This is a genomic window from Streptococcus suis S735 (assembly GCF_000294495.1).
In the GTDB taxonomy this organism is placed as follows: domain Bacteria; phylum Bacillota; class Bacilli; order Lactobacillales; family Streptococcaceae; genus Streptococcus; species Streptococcus suis.
Window position 1 is genome coordinate 1605010 of sequence record NC_018526.1, and the last position, 17529, is coordinate 1622538.

General features: G+C 42.6%; 16 protein-coding genes. 6 read left to right on the plus strand and 10 right to left on the minus strand.

Features of this window, described 5'->3' with window-relative positions:
- The first annotated feature begins 72 nt into the window (after positions 1-72).
- Both YYK_RS07980 and YYK_RS07985 read left to right on the plus strand, forming a co-directional pair.
- Positions 73-1527, plus strand: a complete 1455-nt coding sequence (locus YYK_RS07980) for a sucrose-6-phosphate hydrolase (RefSeq protein WP_012775322.1) — start codon at positions 73-75, stop codon at positions 1525-1527.
- The gene (locus tag YYK_RS07985) at positions 1508-2473 is read left to right on the plus strand and encodes a LacI family DNA-binding transcriptional regulator (protein WP_014917308.1); all 966 of its coding nucleotides are present in this window, start codon (positions 1508-1510) and stop codon (positions 2471-2473) included. Before YYK_RS07980 ends, YYK_RS07985 begins: the two co-directional genes overlap by 20 nt.
- Before the next feature lie 80 nt (positions 2474-2553).
- On the opposite strand, the gene nusB is transcribed toward YYK_RS07985, so the two are convergent.
- The 5 genes from nusB to uvrA form a co-directional block, all read right to left on the minus strand.
- Positions 2554-2973, minus strand: coding sequence for a transcription antitermination factor NusB (nusB, locus tag YYK_RS07990; protein WP_002938276.1), 420 nt, complete (start codon positions 2971-2973; stop codon positions 2554-2556).
- Positions 2963-3355, minus strand: coding sequence for an Asp23/Gls24 family envelope stress response protein (locus YYK_RS07995; RefSeq protein WP_002942446.1), 393 nt, complete (start codon positions 3353-3355; stop codon positions 2963-2965). The genes nusB and YYK_RS07995 overlap by 11 nt, the downstream gene beginning before the upstream one ends.
- Before the next feature lie 27 nt (positions 3356-3382).
- Positions 3383-3940, minus strand: coding sequence for an elongation factor P (gene efp / locus YYK_RS08000; protein WP_012775323.1), 558 nt, complete (start codon positions 3938-3940; stop codon positions 3383-3385).
- Positions 3941-4003: 63 nt separating this feature from the next.
- Positions 4004-5065 (minus strand): M24 family metallopeptidase, encoded by a 1062-nt coding sequence (locus YYK_RS08005; protein WP_012775324.1) that lies wholly within the window; start codon positions 5063-5065, stop codon positions 4004-4006.
- Positions 5066-5163: 98 nt separating this feature from the next.
- Entirely contained in the window at positions 5164-7989 is a 2826-nt protein-coding gene (gene uvrA, locus YYK_RS08010; RefSeq protein ID WP_012027732.1) for an excinuclease ABC subunit UvrA, read from the minus strand.
- A gap of 503 nt (positions 7990-8492) precedes the next feature.
- Here uvrA and YYK_RS08015 point away from each other — a divergent pair.
- Together YYK_RS08015 and YYK_RS08020 are read left to right on the plus strand one after the other, a co-directional pair.
- A complete protein-coding gene (locus tag YYK_RS08015; RefSeq protein WP_002939248.1) occupies positions 8493-9437 on the plus strand; it encodes a magnesium transporter CorA family protein in 945 nt (314 codons plus the stop codon).
- Between the two features lie 15 nt (positions 9438-9452).
- Positions 9453-10109 (plus strand): DUF1129 domain-containing protein, encoded by a 657-nt coding sequence (locus YYK_RS08020; RefSeq protein WP_012027735.1) that lies wholly within the window; start codon positions 9453-9455, stop codon positions 10107-10109.
- 389 nt (positions 10110-10498) lie between these two features.
- On the opposite strand, the gene rpsR is transcribed toward YYK_RS08020, so the two are convergent.
- Genes rpsR through rpsF form a run of 3 tightly spaced genes read right to left on the minus strand, consistent with a single transcriptional unit; the run spans position 10499 to position 11567 of the window.
- A complete protein-coding gene (rpsR, locus tag YYK_RS08030; RefSeq protein ID WP_002939250.1) occupies positions 10499-10738 on the minus strand; it encodes a 30S ribosomal protein S18 in 240 nt (79 codons plus the stop codon).
- 32 nt (positions 10739-10770) lie between these two features.
- On the minus strand, positions 10771-11265 hold the full coding sequence (locus YYK_RS08035; RefSeq protein WP_002942409.1) for a single-stranded DNA-binding protein: 495 nt from the start codon (positions 11263-11265) through the stop codon (positions 10771-10773).
- Between the two features lie 11 nt (positions 11266-11276).
- Positions 11277-11567 (minus strand): 30S ribosomal protein S6, encoded by a 291-nt coding sequence (gene rpsF / locus YYK_RS08040; protein ID WP_002942403.1) that lies wholly within the window; start codon positions 11565-11567, stop codon positions 11277-11279.
- A gap of 239 nt (positions 11568-11806) precedes the next feature.
- Here rpsF and YYK_RS08045 point away from each other — a divergent pair, with 239 nt between their 5' ends.
- On the plus strand, positions 11807-12970 hold the full coding sequence (locus YYK_RS08045; protein WP_011922710.1) for an IS30 family transposase: 1164 nt from the start codon (positions 11807-11809) through the stop codon (positions 12968-12970).
- Between the two features lie 318 nt (positions 12971-13288).
- On the opposite strand, the gene YYK_RS08050 is transcribed toward YYK_RS08045, so the two are convergent.
- Entirely contained in the window at positions 13289-14278 is a 990-nt protein-coding gene (locus tag YYK_RS08050; protein WP_012027737.1) for a lipoate--protein ligase, read from the minus strand.
- A 129-nt stretch (positions 14279-14407) separates the two neighbouring features.
- On the opposite strand from YYK_RS08050, the gene YYK_RS08055 reads away from it, so the two are divergent.
- Positions 14408-15598 carry a DUF6688 domain-containing protein gene (locus tag YYK_RS08055; RefSeq protein ID WP_012027738.1) on the plus strand — a complete coding sequence of 397 codons (1191 nt, stop codon included), beginning with the start codon at positions 14408-14410 and terminating at the stop codon, positions 15596-15598.
- Positions 15599-15649: 51 nt separating this feature from the next.
- On the opposite strand, the gene lpdA is transcribed toward YYK_RS08055, so the two are convergent.
- Positions 15650-17410, minus strand: a complete 1761-nt coding sequence (gene lpdA / locus YYK_RS08060) for a dihydrolipoyl dehydrogenase (RefSeq protein WP_012027739.1) — start codon at positions 17408-17410, stop codon at positions 15650-15652.
- Positions 17411-17529: the final 119 nt, after the last annotated feature.

A 17529-nucleotide genomic window follows, 5' to 3' on the forward strand; every position in this document is an offset into this window, starting at 1 on the left:
TTGTTAAAACTTGATTTTTCGCAAGAAAACGTTTACTATATTAATGAAAAACTAGAAAATTTGGAGAAAATTATGGCATTTACAACAGGGGAGCGTTACAGAGCTTATGCTGACTGGACACCCGAATACATTGAAAAAATAAAGAAGAATACAGAGAGTTCTCCTTGGAGGACAAATTTCCATATTGAAACACCACATGGACTGTTAAATGATCCAAATGGATTTTCTTATTTTAATGGAAAGTGGACTCTTTTTTACCAATACTTCCCATTCGGTGCTGCGCACGGATTGAAATCGTGGGTCCATACAGAATCAACAGATTTGGTCCATTTTGAAGAAACTGGTACGGTTATGTACCCAGATACACCACTTGATAGCCATGGTGCCTACTCTGGATCTGCCATGGAATTTGGCGACAAGCTCTTCCTCTTCTACACTGGAAATGTCCGCGATGAAAATTGGGTTCGCCATCCATACCAAATCGGTGCCTTGATGGATAAAGATGGTAAGATTGAAAAGATTGATAAAGTCTTGATTGAGCAACCAGAAGATACCACCGACCATTTCCGTGATCCACAAATTTTCAACTATAAAGGGCAATATTACGCTATTGTCGGTGGACAAAATCTGGATAAAAAGGGAATTGTCAAACTTTATAAAGCTGAAAATAACGACTACCTCAACTGGTCCTATGTTGGTGACCTTGATTTTGCCAATGATATGACCGCTTATATGATGGAATGCCCAAATATTGCGTTCGTCGGTGAGCAACCCATCCTTCTCTATTGTCCACAAGGTTTGGACAAAGAGGTATTGGACTATGGCAATATCTATCCAAATATGTACAAGATTGGTCAGAGTTTCGTTCCTGAAACAGCAAGCATTGTCGAACCGAGCGAATTGATCAATCTGGACTATGGTTTTGAGTGCTATGCAACCCAGGCCTTTAATGCACCAGACGGTCGAACTCTATCTGTTAGCTGGTTGGCACTTCCAGATGTGGAATACCCAACCGATGCTTATGACTACCAAGGCTGTCTGTCATTGGTTAAAGAATTAACCATCAAGGACGGTAAGCTCTACCAATATCCAGTCGATGCGATTACCAGTCTTCGTAAAGAAGCTCAGCCATTTTCAGCCCAAAAAGAAACCAATAATGTTTACGAATTGGAACTTGATTTTTCAGCGAGCACGAAGCACGAAATCGTATTGTTCGCAAATGAAGCAGAAAAAGGCTTGGTCTTGTCTGTAGACACTGAACAAGGCCAGATTACATTGGACCGTGGCAACTGTGGTCAGCCATTCGCACTCGATTTCGGCACAAGTCGCTCTTGCGAGATTTCTCCAGGAGCTCTTACAGCCAATATCTTCATCGACAAATCTGTCTTTGAAATCTTTATCAATAAAGGAGAGAAAGTATTTTCTGGTCGTGTCTTCCCTGATGCGGATCAGTCTGGTATAGTCATTACGACTGGTAATCCGACCGGAACCTACTACCATTTAGATTATGGTCGCAAAACTAACTGATGTCGCACAGTTAGCTGGGGTCAGCCCAACAACTGTCTCGCGCGTTATCAATAAAAAAGGATACCTATCTGAAAAAACCATTCGCAATGTCGAAGAGGCTATGCGTGAACTAGGCTACAAACCTAATAATTTAGCTCGTAGTTTGCAAGGTAAATCTGCAAAATTAGTTGGTCTCATCTTCCCAACAATAAACAATATTTTTTATTCTGAATTGATTAGCCATTTAGAAAAAGAGCTTTTTGATCGAGGCTATAAAACCATTATTTGCAATAGCCAGCACGAGTCCGATAAGGAACGTGAGTATCTAGAAATGTTAGCAGCTAACCAAGTAGATGGGATTATCTCGGGCAGTCACAATCTCGGTATCCAAGACTACGACCGTGTCGTAGCTCCAATTATCGCTTTTGACCGCAACCTATCTCCTTCCATTCCCATTGTCTCTTCCGATAATTTTGCTGGCGGGGTATTAGCTGCCCAAACCTTACAAAAAGCGGGATGTCACAATCCATTAATGATTACGGGGAACGATGATTCCAATTCACCTACCGGCCTTCGCCAAGTAGGTTTTACATCTATTTTGAACAAAGCCGAAGTTTTTCATATCTCCAGTGATTTCTCACCTGTGCGTAAGGAGATGGAAATCCGAGCCATTCTTGAAAAGCAAAAACCAGATGGTATCTTTGTATCTGGCGATGCAACGGCTATGCTGGTATGGAACATCATTCGTTCAATGAAACTGTCTATTCCAGAAGATATTAAATTGATTGGTTATGATGGAACCAGTTTCATCGAAAACTACTACCCTCAACTGACAACTATCAAGCAACCATTAACCGAAATAGCTCGCCTGCTGGTTGAACTATTAGTTGATAAAATCGAAGGAAAAAAACTGACAAAAACAGACTATATCCTGCCGATTAGCCTACTAGCAGGAGCTAGTATATAAAAAAAGCTGTACCTAATAAAAATTAAGGTGCAGCTTTTTTGTGATACATTCTCTTATTTCTCAAGTAAAAAAGAAGCTCATCAGGCTTCTTCTTTAATAAACTGGCTCAAAACTCCATTGACAAACTTAGCTGAAGATTCATCAGAAAATTCTTTAGCCAATTCAATAGCCTCGTTAACAGCAACGCGGTCTGGCGTTTCTTCGAAATGTAAGATTTCAAATAGGCCTAGTCGCATGATATTCTTGTCAATCAAGGTTAAACGGTCTAAGGTCCATCCTGCTTTTAATCGGCTAGATAACTCCTTATCCAAGTCATCACGATAGTCTGCTACACCATTGACAAGGTTAAGGAGAAAGAGCGGAATTTCAACTCCTTCTTGCTCTTCTTCTCTATCATAAAGATAAGAAAACTGAGCTGCCTGAACAGGTTCTTGACCAAATTCAAGTGATACGATTGCCTGCAAAGCACACTTACGCAGGGCATGTCTATTATTCTTCATCAAGGAAATCCTCTCCGAATAAATCTTTCAATGCTGGTTTTGGTGTTTTATCAGGAACAATGCCGCTGACATGGATATTAACCGCAGCCACTTGAACTTCTGCATAGTTATAAACTGCTGTCTTGACTGCACGTTGGATGTCCATTGATACGGCAGGAACATTTACACCATATTCTAGATAGACGTAAATATCCGCAGTCACTCGACCTTCCTCGTCAGTTTCAAGATAAACACCTTTATTTAACGATGTTTTTGACCAACTGTCTGCTACACGCTTATTTTGAAGGGAATGCACTCCATCAACTTTCGCTGCAGCAATGCCTGTAATTACTTCAAGGACGCGAGGTGCGATAACAATCTCGCCTTGATATTCTGTTGTCATAGGCTCTCCTTTCTTAAGAGGAAACGATTAAGCACGTGATACGTAAGTTCCTTCAGCTGTGTTGATAACGAGTTTTTGACCTGCTTCGATAAAGTCTGGTACGTTGACTACAAGACCTGTTTCCATCGTAGCTGGTTTACCTGAACCTGTAACAGTCGCACCTTTGATAGATGGTTGTGTTTCTGCAACGACCAATTCAACAGTTGTTGGTACAGTAACACCGATCACTTCTGTTCCGTAGAACTGGATCTTCACTTCAGAATTCTCCAAGATGTAGAGCAATTCTTCTTTGATAGTCGCTACTGGAATTTCATACTGATCGTAAGTCTCAGTATTCATAAAATAAGCTGTGTCATCCATTTGGTAAAGGTACTGTGCTGGAACTGTTTCGATAATAGCTTGTTCAAATTTTTCATCTGGACGGTAAGTTGTATCGAAGGTTGAACCTGTACGTACATCACGCAATTTCATACGCATGATGGTGTTACCTTTACCTGGTTTGTGGTGGCTCGCATCCAAAACTTTAATCAATTTACCTTCAGCTTCGAAGGTCATACCTGCTCTAAGTTTACTTGCTTCAATCATTGTATTGAATACCTCTTCAAATTTTATTTATTCGTTTTATTCTACCACAAACTGTCAAATTTCTCAAATGACAATCAATTCCTTGGGAGCTAATGTCAAGACTTCACAACCGTTTTCCGTAATCAATAGGTCATCTTCGATACGGACACCATATTTGTCATCCAAATAGATACCAGGCTCATCCGTCAAAACCATACCGGCCTTGATAGTCTCGTCAGATTTTCCAAAATACGGATATTCATGAATATCCAAGCCAATACCGTGACCGATGCCGTGTGTAAAGTTGGCTCCGTAACCCGCCGCACTGATAATCTCACGAGGAATAGCGTCAAACTCGCGGTAGGTGACACCTTCCTTGGCCTGCTCAATCAAAGCCTTATTGGCACGCAAGACCACATCGTAAATCTCACGCTCTTGATCTGTCACATGACCGATATGGATGGTCCGTGTCATATCGCTGACATAATGCTGGTAATAGCAACCAAAATCCAGCGTCAAGGTCTCACCAGATTGGATAACCTTTTCAGACGCTCTTCCATGAGGCATAGCAGAGCGGTAGCCAGATGCCACGATGAACTCAAATGATGCCCCTTCTGCACCGAGTTGACGCATGCGGTGGTCAAGGAAATGATTGACGTCCATCTCAGTCGTCTGACCTGGTTTGATAAAGTCAAGAACATCAATAAAAGCCTGATCCGAAATTTGACATGCACGGCGAATGGTCGCAATTTCTTTCTCATCCTTAATCATGCGCAAGTCTTCGATAAAGTTTGACATAGCAACCAGTTGATAACCCTCAAAAATGCTGGTCAGACTTTGATAGAAACCATAGGTCACCTCGCTATCAAAACCAATTTTTTCAAGCCCATCTTCCTTAATCACCTTTGCAATTTCTTCAAGGGCAAAACGGCTCTCGATAATATCAAAACCTTTTACTGATGCCTTGGCTATCAAGGTATAACGCGAATCAGTCACAAACAAGCGACGCTTGCCACTAATGAAGACAGTCGCCTCTGTCCCCCAAAAACCTGTCAGGTAGTAAATATTGTTTTGACCAGTTACCAAGATTCCATCAACAGTTGATTGAGCTAATTTTGCTTCAAATTTTTCAAGTCTTTTTTGCATCCTATTCCTCCAATGATTTTTTAACTATTATAGCAGAAATACAGACAAATACCAATTCTTCCTAGCAGATAGAGAAAAAAAGCCGCAGAGGCGACTTTTTATTTCAACTTCATTTTCAGATACTGGCCTGTAAAGCTGGCTGGGTTCTCCGCCACTTCTTCTGGTGTTCCTGTCGCGACAACGGTACCGCCACCGACACCGCCTTCCGGTCCCATGTCGATAATGTGGTCGGCTGTCTTGATAACATCCAGATTGTGCTCGATGACCAGCACGGTATTGCCATCATCAACAAAGCGAGCCAAGACCTTGAGCAACTGGGCAATGTCCTCCGTATGCAGACCTGTCGTCGGCTCATCCAAGATATACAAGGATTTACCAGTTGACCGCTTGTGGAGTTCAGAAGCCAACTTCATACGCTGGGCTTCCCCACCTGATAGGGTCGTTGCTGGCTGACCTAGAGTAACGTAGCCCAAACCTACATCTTGAATAGTACGAAGTTTCCGCTCAATTTTTGGAATATGCTTGAAGAACTCGACCGCGTCATTGACCGTCATATCAAGGACCTGAGCGATATTTTTCTCCTTGTAGTGTACTTCCAAGGTTTCAGAATTATAGCGGTGTCCATGACAGACTTCACAAGGTACAAAGACATCGGGCAGGAAGTGCATTTCAATCTTGATAATCCCATCACCAGAACAAGCCTCACACCGTCCACCTTTGACGTTAAAGGAGAAACGGCCCTTCTTGTAGCCACGAATCTTGGCTTCATTGGTCTGGGCAAACAAATCCCGAATATCGTCAAAGACACCTGTGTAGGTAGCTGGGTTAGAACGTGGTGTCCGTCCAATCGGGCTTTGGTCAATATCAATCAGGCGGTCCAAGTGTTCAATTCCTGAAATAGACTTGAACTTACCTGGCTTGTCCGAATTGCGATTGAGTTTCTGAGCAATAGCTTTTTTCAGAATGGAATTGACCAGAGTTGACTTACCTGAGCCAGACACCCCTGTCACCGCTACAAATTTTCCGAGTGGGAAACGAACAGTCACATCTTGCAGGTTGTTTTCCTTGGCACCGGTCACCTCTAAGAATCGACCATTTCCAACACGACGTTCCAAAGGAACTGGAATTTCACGTTTGCCAGACAGGTACTGGCCTGTAATGGATTTCTTGTTTTTAGCTACTTGGGCTGGTGTGCCAGAGGCCACGATTTCTCCGCCAAACACACCCGCACCTGGACCGATGTCAATCAACCAGTCCGCCTCACGCATAGTGTCCTCATCATGCTCCACCACAATCAATGTATTGCCCAAATCACGCATTTTCTTAAGACTAGCAATCAGACGGTCATTGTCCCGCTGGTGCAGACCAATCGACGGCTCATCCAGAATATAGAGGACACCAGACAGGTTAGAGCCAATCTGAGTCGCCAGACGAATCCGCTGGCTCTCACCACCAGAAAGGGTACCTGCTGCTCGTGAAAGAGTCAGATAGTTGAGACCAACGTTATTTAGGAAGGACAGGCGATCCTTGATTTCCTTGACAATGGGTGTTGCAATGGTGGCTTCATTTTCAGACAAGGTCAGATGTTCAATGACTTGCAAATGATCCGCCACGGACAAGTCTGATAATTGTCCGATATGAAGTCCCTGCTCGCCTCCGACTTTGACAGACAGGGCTTGGTCATTGAGGCGATAGCCGTGGCAGGTCCCACAGGTCAGTTCATTCATGTAAGTCTTCATGACTGTCCGTGTGTAATCACTATTGGTTTCACGATAGCGGCGATTAATGTTGGTAATCAAGCCCTCGAATGGAATGTCAATATCTCGGACTCCACCGAACTCATTTTCATAATGGAAATGGAATTCTTTCCCGTCAGAACCGTTGAAAATCAGGTTCTTCTCCTCTTCCGTCAATTCCTCAAAAGGCTTATCCATGTCCACACCAAAGTGATTCATGGCCTGCTCCAACATCTGAGGATAGTAGTTGGATGAGATTGGATTCCAAGGAGCCAAGGCACCTTCACGCAAGGTCTTGCTGGCATCTGGGACAATCAAATCCGTATCCACTTCCAGCTTCATGCCCAAACCGTCACAGTCGCTACAAGACCCAAAAGGAGCATTGAAAGAGAAGAGGCGAGGCTCCAACTCTGGTACCGTAAAACCACAAACTGGGCAGGCATAGTACTCAGAGAAAAGCATTTCCTTCTCATCCATGGTGTCGATGATGACATAGCCGTCCGCAATCCGCAGGGCCGCCTCAATGGAGTCAAAAAGCCGCGAGCGAATGCCATCTTTGATCACAATCCGATCGACCACAACTTCAATATTATGAGCCTTGCTCTTGGACAATTCTGGTACTTCCGACACATCATAGACACCGCCATTGACACGTACCCGAACATAGCCGTCCTTCTGGATTTTCTCAAAAATGGTCTTGTGTTGCCCCTTTTTCTTACGAACAATCGGAGCTAGAATCTGCAAACGTTGGCGTTCTGGCAATTCCAAGACCTCATCAACGATTTGTTCCACCGAAGAAGCCGCAATCGCTCCGTGGCCATTGATACAGTAAGGTACCCCAACCCGAGCATAAAGCAAGCGGAGATAGTCATTGATTTCCGTCGCTGTACCGACTGTCGAACGCGGATTCCGCGATGTGGTTTTTTGGTCAATGGAAATAGCAGGGCTGAGACCCTCTATGGAATCCACATCAGGCTTGTCCATGTTGCCCAAGAACTGACGAGCATAGGCAGACAAAGACTCCACATAGCGACGTTGACCCTCGGCATACAAGGTATCGAAAGCCAAACTCGACTTACCAGACCCCGACAAACCAGTCACCACCACCAGCTTCTCACGCGGAATGGTCACATCAATATTTTTCAAATTATGGGCACGCGCCCCATGAATCACAATATTTTCTTGCATAACATGATATAAGTGCGTTAAGAAAGCGATAAGAAAATAGGAAAATGTGACGTCACATCAGTGACAAAACATTTTGTCTTTTTCTCGACGCTTTTAGCACGCATTCGAATCCTTTCTAAGATATAAAGAGCATCAAATGCACAGTCAAAATAGGCGGTAAGTCCGAATTCTGTGATTTCGAAGATGCACCCCCTTCAAGACAACTAGTGCTTTCACAGGTTGAAAACCGAAGAAAGTACAGATGTCTACGACGCAGAAACCAGTTCCCATACTTATCCATGAAGAAACTAGCACTTTTTGACACCGCATTTAGCCCGTGTTCAATTCCTTTCTTAAGAGGCTATAAGCTATGGTATACGGAACAAGGAAAAGTCCGTACAACTTATTCGCTTAAATGTCTACATATTATATCACATTTCTATATAAAACCTTTCCGAAACTGCACATTTTTTGGTATAATAGAGGTTGCGTTAACGCAACAAAGATAAAAGGAGGGCAAAGATATGAAACAAATTTTTCTATCAACCATGACTGATTTAGAAGAAATCCAAACCTTTGAACCAGGGGCTTGGATTAATTTGGTCAACCCCTCCCAGAGCGAGTCTATGGAAGTGGCTGAGCACTATAAAATTGACATCGCTGACCTGCGAGCACCGCTCGATGCGGAAGAATCCTCTCGTATCACCGTCGAAGATGACTATACGCTCATCCTGGTCGACGTCCCAATTCTTGAAGAACGGAACAACAAGACATATTATATTACTATTCCTTTGGGAATTATTCTAACAGATGATGCAATTATCACGACTTGTTTGGAACCATTGCCACTGTTTGAGCAGTTTATCCATCGTCGTCTACGGAATTTCTTCACTTTCATGAAGTCTCGTTTCGTTTTCCAAATTCTCTACCGAAATGCTCAACTCTACTTGTCAGCCCTACGGACCATTGACAGAAAGAGCGAAGAGATTGAGAAGCAACTCCATGAAGCCACTCGAAATGAAGAATTAATTGTACTCATGGAATTAGAAAAAACCATCGTCTACTTCAAGGCTTCCCTCAAAACCAATGAGCGTTTGGTCAAAAAACTTGCTAGTTCCTCACGCCTACTCCGTAAGTATGAAGAGGATGAGGATTTGCTTGAAGATACCTTGGTCGAAACCCAACAGGCCATTGAGATGGCAGACATCTATGGTTCCATCCTGAACTCTATGACCCATGCCTTTGCTTCTATCATTTCTAACAACCAGAATACCATCATGAAAACCTTGGCATTAGTGACAATCGTTCTCTCTATCCCAACCATGGTCTTCTCTGCATACGGTATGAACTTTAAGGACAACATCATTCCTTTTAACGATATTCCCTATGCTTTTTGGTGGATTATCCTCTTCGCATTTGCAATCAGCCTATCACTCACCTTCTACTTCATCCGTAAGAGATGGTTTTAAACTAAGGAGATTAACATGTCATTTACAGAAATCAACGGATTAACAAAAAAGAACCAAGAATTTATCCATATTGCGACCAACCAACTGATTAAAGATGGAAAGTCTGATAGCGAAATCAAAGAACTCTTGGAAGAAATTTTACCAACTATCATTGAAAAGCAAAAAACTGGTGTGACTGCCCGCAATCTCTATGGAGCACCAAGTGAGTGGGCTGCTAGTAAGACAATTTCTGAACAGGAAAAGAAAGACCAAGTGGAATACAATGAAAATCCATGGTTGATGTGGCTAGATTCTAGTCTTTTCATGCTTGCAATTATTGCTGGTATCAATGGTTTGATGAATCTTTTTGGTCAAGGTGCACAGTATGGGCTATTAACCTTATTTGTCATCGGTTTCGGTGTTGGTGCAGGGATGTACTTGATGTACCATTTCGTTTACAGAGAACAAATTAAAACTGGGCAACGTCCTAAATTGCTGAAAGCTATCGCTTTTCTCGGACTTGCTACGCTGGCTTGGTCAGTCGTTTTCATTCTGGCAGCACTGATTCCGGCCGCATTTAACCCGGTTCTTCCTCCGCTTGTTACTATTCTTATCGGAGCTGCTGCTTTCGGTGCACGCTACCTCTTGAAAAAGAAATATAACATTCGCAATGCCATGTCCCCAGTTCAATAATAAAACAAAGCGATTGGAATATTCCAGTCGCTTTTGTTTATCTATACAGTTCAGCTATCAAATCGCCCGAGAACCTTATCCGCTGTCACTTGTCTATGTAATCTGCTGAAACAGTCTATCCCCAGACTGTGCCTCGCTTTCTAACTTCTTGGCTCGGGTTGAAACAGTCCATTCAAAGGCTTAATTCGCTTTCTTAATTTCGAGTTCATGAAAAAATGGTCCACTCTCGCCGTTGCGCCTTTCCAGTTTCTTGGGCGCAAGCTAAAAAGACCCGTCGGGGTCTCAATTCGCTTTCTTATTTTCATGCTCATGAAAAAACAGTCCATTCTCGCCGTTGCGCCTTTCCAGTTTCTTGGGCGCAAGAAAAAATGGTCCACTGGACCATTTTTTTAATCTTCGTTTACGAATGGTAAAAGAGCCATAACGCGAGCACGTTTGATAGCTGTTGTTACTTTACGTTGGTTTTTAGCTGAAGTTCCAGTTACACGGCGTGGAAGGATTTTTCCACGTTCAGAAATGAAACGGCTAAGAAGCTCAGTATCTTTGTAATCAACATATTCAATTTTGTTAGCTGCGATATAGTCAACTTTTTTACGGCGTTTGAAACCGCCACGACGTTGTTGAGCCATGTGTGTTCTCCTTTATATTATTAATTTTTGACCTAGAATGGTAGGTCATCGTCTGATATATCCATTGGATTACTTGCTCCAAATGGACTTTCTTCTCGAGCGAAGTTTGGTGTAGATTGTGCAGGCGCTTGATAAGGCGAGTTATAGTCATTTCCTCCAGCAAACGAGTTGCCAGCTGAATAGCCTCCACCTTGACCTTCACGGGCAGTACGGCTTTCCAAGAGTTGGAAACTTTCTGCAACTACCTCAGTAACGTAGACACGTTGCCCTTGCTGATTGTCATAGCTACGAGTCTGAATACGACCTGTAACACCAATCAGAGCACCTTTCTTAGCCCAATTCGCCAAATTCTCAGCTTGTTGACGCCAAATGACTACGTTGATAAAGTCCGCTTCACGCTCACCGTTTTGATTTTTAAAATTGCGGTTAACCGCCAAAGTAAAAGTCGCAACAGCTTGATTAGACGGAGTATAACGAAGTTCTGCATCACGGGTCATACGACCAACCAATACTACATTATTAATCATACAACACCTTCTTACGCGTCAAGTTTGACAATCATGTGACGAAGAATGTCGCCGTTGATTTTTGACAAACGGTCAAACTCTTTAAGAGCTTCATCGTTGTTAGCTTCAACGTTAACGATGTGGTACAAACCTTCGCGGAAATCTTTGATTTCGTATGCAAGGCGACGTTTTTCCCATGCTTTTGATTCAACGATAGTTGCACCGTTGTCAGTCAAGATAGAGTCAAAGCGTGCTACCAAAGCGTTTTTAGCTTCTTCTTCAATGTTTGGACGAATAATATAAAGAATTTCGTATTTAGCCATTGATATGTTCCTCCTTTTGGTCTAATGACTCATGGTCTAGCCACGAGTAAGTGAGGGATACTCACAGAAAATAATTATACCATAATATAGAAAATGTGCAAGTGAAAACAATTTTCCGAAAACATTTTCACAAAAAAGTAAATTCCCAAAGTAAGTTCTAGTCTGTCTTAAAAACTGGAAATTAGACTGAGACAAAGAAATAAGGTAGAACTTACTATGGGACAAGTTGGTAACTGACAATGAAAAACAAACACTTAACTCTCTCTGATCGCAATGATATTCAAATAGGAATTGAACAACTTAAGCCCTTCTCAGCTATAGCAGCTAAGTTAGGAAAAGATCCGTCCACAATTTCAAAAGAAGTTCGGAGAAATAGGGTGATAAAAGAGAACTCTAGTACCTCCAATTGTGAGGCTTGCCCTCTACTCAAAAAGACTCCTTACGTTTGTAATGCCTGTCCGAAAAAGAGAAGCAACTGCGGATACCAGAAACAGTTCTACTACGCAAAAAGAGCTCAGCTTGATTATGAAGTTAAGCTCTCAGATTCGAGAACAGGTGTTGCACTAAACAAGGAAGAATTCTATCGCATGGATGAGATTGTTTCTGCTGCCATCCAAAAGGGACAACACCTCAACCACATCATCGCCTCAAACGAAATGTCGGCATCCAGAGCTTCTATCTACCGATACCTTGAAAAAGGCTATCTGTCCACAAAGCCCATTGATTTCCCCCGTGTCGTGAAATTCAGAAAGCGGAGAATCAGAAACCTACAACCCATTCCTAAAATCGCCAAAGAAGGACGGTCTTACGAGGACTTCCAACGCTTTCTCACAGAGAAAGGAATCAGCTATTGGCTGGAAATGGACACCGTTACTGGACGGATCGGCGGAAAGGTACTTCTCACCTTTAACCTCTCCTTCTGTAACTTTATCTTCGCTCAATTACTTGATAATAAAACAGCTAATGAGGTCGCTAAACATCTCTACGCTATCAAGAATGACCTGCATCAGAAAGAGATGGACTTTTGCGAAATATTTCCTGTCATTCTGACCGATAATGGCGGTGAATTCGCTAGAGTGGACGATATCGAAATGGATGTTCGCGGAGAATCTAAGCTATTCTTCTGTGACCCCAATCGTTCTGACCAGAAGGGGAGAATTGAGAAGAATCACACACTTATCAGAGATATTCTTCCTAAAAGAAGTTCTTTTGACAACTTGACACAGGAGGACATCAACCTGGTTTGTTCGCATATCAACAGCGTCAAACGAGCTTCTTTCAACGGAAAATCAGCCTATGAACTCTTTACATTTACCTACGGTGAGGAATTGGCAACACTTTTGGGAATCTCTAAAATTGACCCTGAGAACGTCATTCAATCACCTCGATTATTGGATAAGTAATCGCTAGTTTTTATCAAAAAATAATTTCAAAATAGAAAGGAACTTGTTCCATCCAAAATTCCAGATAGCTAGAACTTACTTTGAGACGTCTCAGAGCCAGTAACTTTAGTGTACTCTTTTTTCAACATTTTCAACCCTAAAACTCACTATTATCAACATTTTTAGTCAAAAACAGAACTTAGTCTGAGACTAAATTCTGTTGATGTTATGCAGTTTTCTCAGAGTAACTTCTGGAAGGACGGGAACTAGAACTTACTTTGAGAATTTACCATTTTCACAAAAAATAAAGACTGCCCAAACAAAGGGCAGCCCTATGAATTAAGCTACAATCGCTTTTGCGACTTCTTCTGTTGTCATACGCGAGAAATAATGAGTAGTATCAATCTCTTGAAGTTTAGCAAGTACATCCGCATATTCATAACGTGTACCAACTAGTAAGTCTTCAACATCAGCTACATCCCCAATACCGAAGAAGTCACCGTAAATCTTGATGGATTCGATGACAGATTTTTCAGCCTTGATATAGGTTGTGATTTTACCAGCCGGGTAACGAACGCTGCGCTCCACAGTGTATTCTGGTGTTTGACCGTAGGTCCAATCCCATGTTGCAAACTGCGAATCACGGATTTCTTGGATTCGAGCCAAATCATCCTCAGTCAACACATATTCATCCATTTCTGGATATTCTTGCTTCATTTGGTTGAGGATGGCATCCTTGAACTCCAGAACGGTCATCTTATCTGGCAACTCGTTGTTAATGTTGGTCACACGGGCACGAACGGATTTAACACCTTTGGACTCGATTTTGTCTTTGCTGACCTTGAGGGCACTTGCGAGGACTGACATATCCACATCAAAGAGCAAGCAACCGTGGTGCATCATGCGACCTTTGGCATAGGCTTGGGCGTTACCACAGATTTTCTTTCCGTCGATTTCCAGGTCATTACGACCGGTGAAATTGGCCTCTACACCCAGTGTTGCAAGGGTATCAATCACAGGTTTGGAGAAGGTTTTGAAGTCAAAGGCTCCCTCGTCTGCCTTATTTGAAATAATAGTATAGTTGAGGTTATTTAGGTCGTGATAAACTGCGCCACCACCTGACAGACGGCGAACAACATGGATGCCCTTTTCGTCTGTGAATTCCTTGTTGATTTCTTCAATAGCATTCTGGTGCTTACCGATAATGATGGCAGGCTCATTGATCCAGAGAATAAAAATTTCGTCAATATCTGTTAATTCCTTGAAGGCATAGGCTTCGAGGGCAATGTTATAAGCTGGGTCATTGCTGTTATTTACAATGTATTTCATGCAAAACTCCTTTATTGTTAACTAATTTTTATTATAGTGGAAACGATAACAAAAGACAAGTATTGAAACTCTTCTTGTCCATTCTTGAATTTTCTCAAAAATGATGGTAGGCTATAAAAGGAGGTTTTCATGAGCAAACACTTAAAATCATTTTTGATCTTTTATCTAGCCGCAAGCATCTTTCTTCCTTTTATGTGGTTTATCAATGCGCCACTTATCTGCTTTGTACTTCCTCTTTATCTGACCTGGAAAAACATCCGCCATTTTTGGGACCTTTTGAAAAAACAGTTAAAAGAGTATAGTTTTTGGATTAACGATGGTTTGATTTTCTTTTTAGGAACAGGGCTAAGTTGGTTGGCTCTTGAAATGGCTCAAGTTGTTTACGTCGATTGGCCAGAAACCTTGGTTAATAACCAGATCCACAGCCCAATGCAGACCGAAGCCTGGTCAGGGCAGTTTTTCCTACTCCTTTTGGGTGTTTTAGCTTATTTGGTGCTAAACATCTTCCAAACTAAGCTCCTCCCCCCTCTCCTAACGGTCCTCCTCATCAGCTGCCTATATCCAAGTTTTGTCTTTGCTGTTTTGTGGACTATACAACTTTCTAGTTTGATTGAAACAGATTTCTTCACCTACTGCTACCTGTGTTTGGTTCCTTTCAATATTTGTCTCATTTACAGTCGGACAATTTTACAAACCATTCAACTGTGGCAAGCAGAATTAGCCAAGCAGAGCAACCCACGCTTTCCTAGACTTTCTGCTCTCCTGCAAAAAAGCCTTTCTCTGCCAATTTGGCTCCTCTTCTTCAGTCTTCCCTATCTTGCAGTTCTTGGCTCCTATCTCATTCTCTTTGGTCAAAAACCTGACCAGCTACTTCAGATGTGGACGGAAACCAGTGATTGGGCCTTGTCGGAAAAAATCTCCCCACCAAACGCATTCTATGATGAACACTATCTTTGTACAGTGGGGGCTGCTGGTCACCGTAAACTGGTCAAACCCATTCGTATGGGGGAACGCCATGGACATCGTGTGGTGGTCAATCGTCAGCTACAAATTGCCAATGCTTTTGAACAAATTTTAGAAGAAAGATGTCCACGCCTGCATCGTTGCGTTCGTTCCAACTACGACCGGTATGGCTATCCCATTTCCAAACATATTCGCAAAGCTTGGCAGGCGGATCTGATCTATCTGATCATGAAACCAGCCGAATGGCTCTTCCTCATCGTCATCTATCTGCACGATCGTCAGCCAGAAAATCGCATTGCTGTTCAGTATTTGCCGCTATCAAAAAATCTATTACCACAAGAAAATACTAGCAATTAGTAATATATCACAAAAAAGAAAGCCACATGGACTTTCTTTTTGCTTAGCTTATTATTTGCGTTTTGGTGGGTTGTGGATTGCAACACCAAGAACATCAAGAAAGGCTTCATACATAACCTCTGAGAAGGTTGGGTGACCGTGGATTGATGCTGCCACATCATCAACAGTCAATTCAGATTCCATGATAGTTGCTGCTTCGTTGATCATTTCAGCTGCAACTGGACCGATGATGTGAACCCCAAGGATTTCATGGTATTTCTTATCAGCGATAACTTTTACGAAACCATGGGCTTCGTTAGAAGCAATAGCACGACCGTTACCAGTGAAGCTATTGCGACCGATAAGGATGTTTTCTTTACCGTATTTCTCGATAGCTTGGTCTTCTGTCAAACCAACCATAGCGATTTCTGGGTGTGTGTAAACCGCTGCTGGTGTGAAGTCTAATTTAGCCTTGTGGTGGTTACCATGGATGGCATTTTCAGCTGCCACTTCACCCATACGGTAAGCAGCGTGAGCCAACATCTTAGTACCGTTGACATCACCTGGTGCGTAGATACCTGGGATTGATGTTTCTTGGTATTCGTTAACCTTGATACGACCGCGGTCTAGTTCAAGGTTAAGATTTTCAAGACCAGCCAATTGTGGTACACGACCGATTGAAAGAAGGGCTTTTTCAGAAACGATTTCTGAGCCGTCATTCAACTTGATTGTCAATTGGTTGTTGGCTTCGACGATTTCAGATACACCAACAGATGTCAAGAATTTCATACCTTTCTTAGAAAGGACTTTTTGCAATTCAACAGACACTTCGCGGTCCATACCTGGAATGATACGGTCAGCCATTTCAACAACGGTTACTTCTGTGCCGTATGATGCGTAAACCAAACCAAGTTCTACACCGACTACGCCACCACCCATAACAGTAAGTGACTTAGGAATTTCACGCAAGTCAAGGATATCATCAGAAGTCAATACCAACTTAGAATCAATACCTGGGATATTGATGCGTGATACTTTAGAACCTGTTGCAAGGATGATGCTACGACCTTTGATGACCTTGTCGCCGATGACAACAGTCTTGTCAGGATTCACTTGACCAAGACCGTTGAAGATTGTTACCTTGTTAGCTTTCAAGAGACCTTGAACGCCACCAGTCAATGTCTTCACAACCTTGTTCTTGAAGTCAACTGTCTTGTCCATATCAACGGTATAGTTTGTTGAAGCAAGGTTGATACCACGCTCAGCCGCAATCTTCAAGCCGTCAAGGATTTCAGCGTTTTTGAGGTAAGTCTTAGTTGGGATACAACCCTTGTTCAAGCAGGTACCGCCAAATTCTGATTTCTCAACGATAGCGATTTTACCGCCCAATTGAGCACCGCGGATAGCAGCGTAGTAACCAGCAGGACCACCACCGACAACAACCATGTCATACTCGTCTGCTGCCAATTCAGCCTTAGGAGCTTGTGGAGCTGCTGCAGGTGTTGCAGGAACTTCCAAACCAGCTGCTTTCAAGTCAGCAGTTGCTTGAGCAACCTCAGCTGGAGCTAGTGCAGCACCCACTTCAACTGATTCGCCTTCTGCACCAAGGTAGGCAATGACTTCTGTTACAGGAACTGTTGCACCGTTGCCATGAACGATTTTCAAAAGAACACCTGATTCTTCCGCTTCCAATTCCATACTTGTCTTATCTGACATCATCTCCAAGATAACATCGCCTTCGTTGACAAAATCGCCCTCTTGTTTTTTCCACTCGATGATTTCGCCTTCTTGCATATCTACACCAAGTTTCGGCATAATAATTTCAATTGCCATAGTTAAGATACCAAGAGCGAAGAGAAAGCGACTGAAAAATAGGAAATCGTAGAAAATCCTGATTTTCTAAACGATTTATCTTTTTTCCGAGCTTTCCGCTCGGGTTCAATTGCTAAAAC

Coding starts and splice junctions, on each gene's coding strand:
- rpsF (WP_002942403.1), bottom strand. CDS start 11,567: ATGGCTAAATACGAAATTCTTTATATTATTCGTCCAAACATTGAAGAA.
- YYK_RS08055 (WP_012027738.1), top strand. CDS start 14,408: ATGAGCAAACACTTAAAATCATTTTTGATCTTTTATCTAGCCGCAAGC.
- rpsR (WP_002939250.1), bottom strand. CDS start 10,738: ATGGCTCAACAACGTCGTGGCGGTTTCAAACGCCGTAAAAAAGTTGAC.
- efp (WP_012775323.1), bottom strand. CDS start 3,940: ATGATTGAAGCAAGTAAACTTAGAGCAGGTATGACCTTCGAAGCTGAA.
- YYK_RS08005 (WP_012775324.1), bottom strand. CDS start 5,065: ATGCAAAAAAGACTTGAAAAATTTGAAGCAAAATTAGCTCAATCAACT.
- nusB (WP_002938276.1), bottom strand. CDS start 2,973: ATGAAGAATAATAGACATGCCCTGCGTAAGTGTGCTTTGCAGGCAATC.
- YYK_RS08045 (WP_011922710.1), top strand. CDS start 11,807: ATGAAAAACAAACACTTAACTCTCTCTGATCGCAATGATATTCAAATA.
- YYK_RS07985 (WP_014917308.1), top strand. CDS start 1,508: ATGGTCGCAAAACTAACTGATGTCGCACAGTTAGCTGGGGTCAGCCCA.
- YYK_RS08050 (WP_012027737.1), bottom strand. CDS start 14,278: ATGAAATACATTGTAAATAACAGCAATGACCCAGCTTATAACATTGCC.
- lpdA (WP_012027739.1), bottom strand. CDS start 17,410: ATGGCAATTGAAATTATTATGCCGAAACTTGGTGTAGATATGCAAGAA.
- YYK_RS07980 (WP_012775322.1), top strand. CDS start 73: ATGGCATTTACAACAGGGGAGCGTTACAGAGCTTATGCTGACTGGACA.
- YYK_RS07995 (WP_002942446.1), bottom strand. CDS start 3,355: ATGACAACAGAATATCAAGGCGAGATTGTTATCGCACCTCGCGTCCTT.
- uvrA (WP_012027732.1), bottom strand. CDS start 7,989: ATGCAAGAAAATATTGTGATTCATGGGGCGCGTGCCCATAATTTGAAA.
- YYK_RS08035 (WP_002942409.1), bottom strand. CDS start 11,265: ATGATTAATAATGTAGTATTGGTTGGTCGTATGACCCGTGATGCAGAA.
- YYK_RS08020 (WP_012027735.1), top strand. CDS start 9,453: ATGTCATTTACAGAAATCAACGGATTAACAAAAAAGAACCAAGAATTT.
- YYK_RS08015 (WP_002939248.1), top strand. CDS start 8,493: ATGAAACAAATTTTTCTATCAACCATGACTGATTTAGAAGAAATCCAA.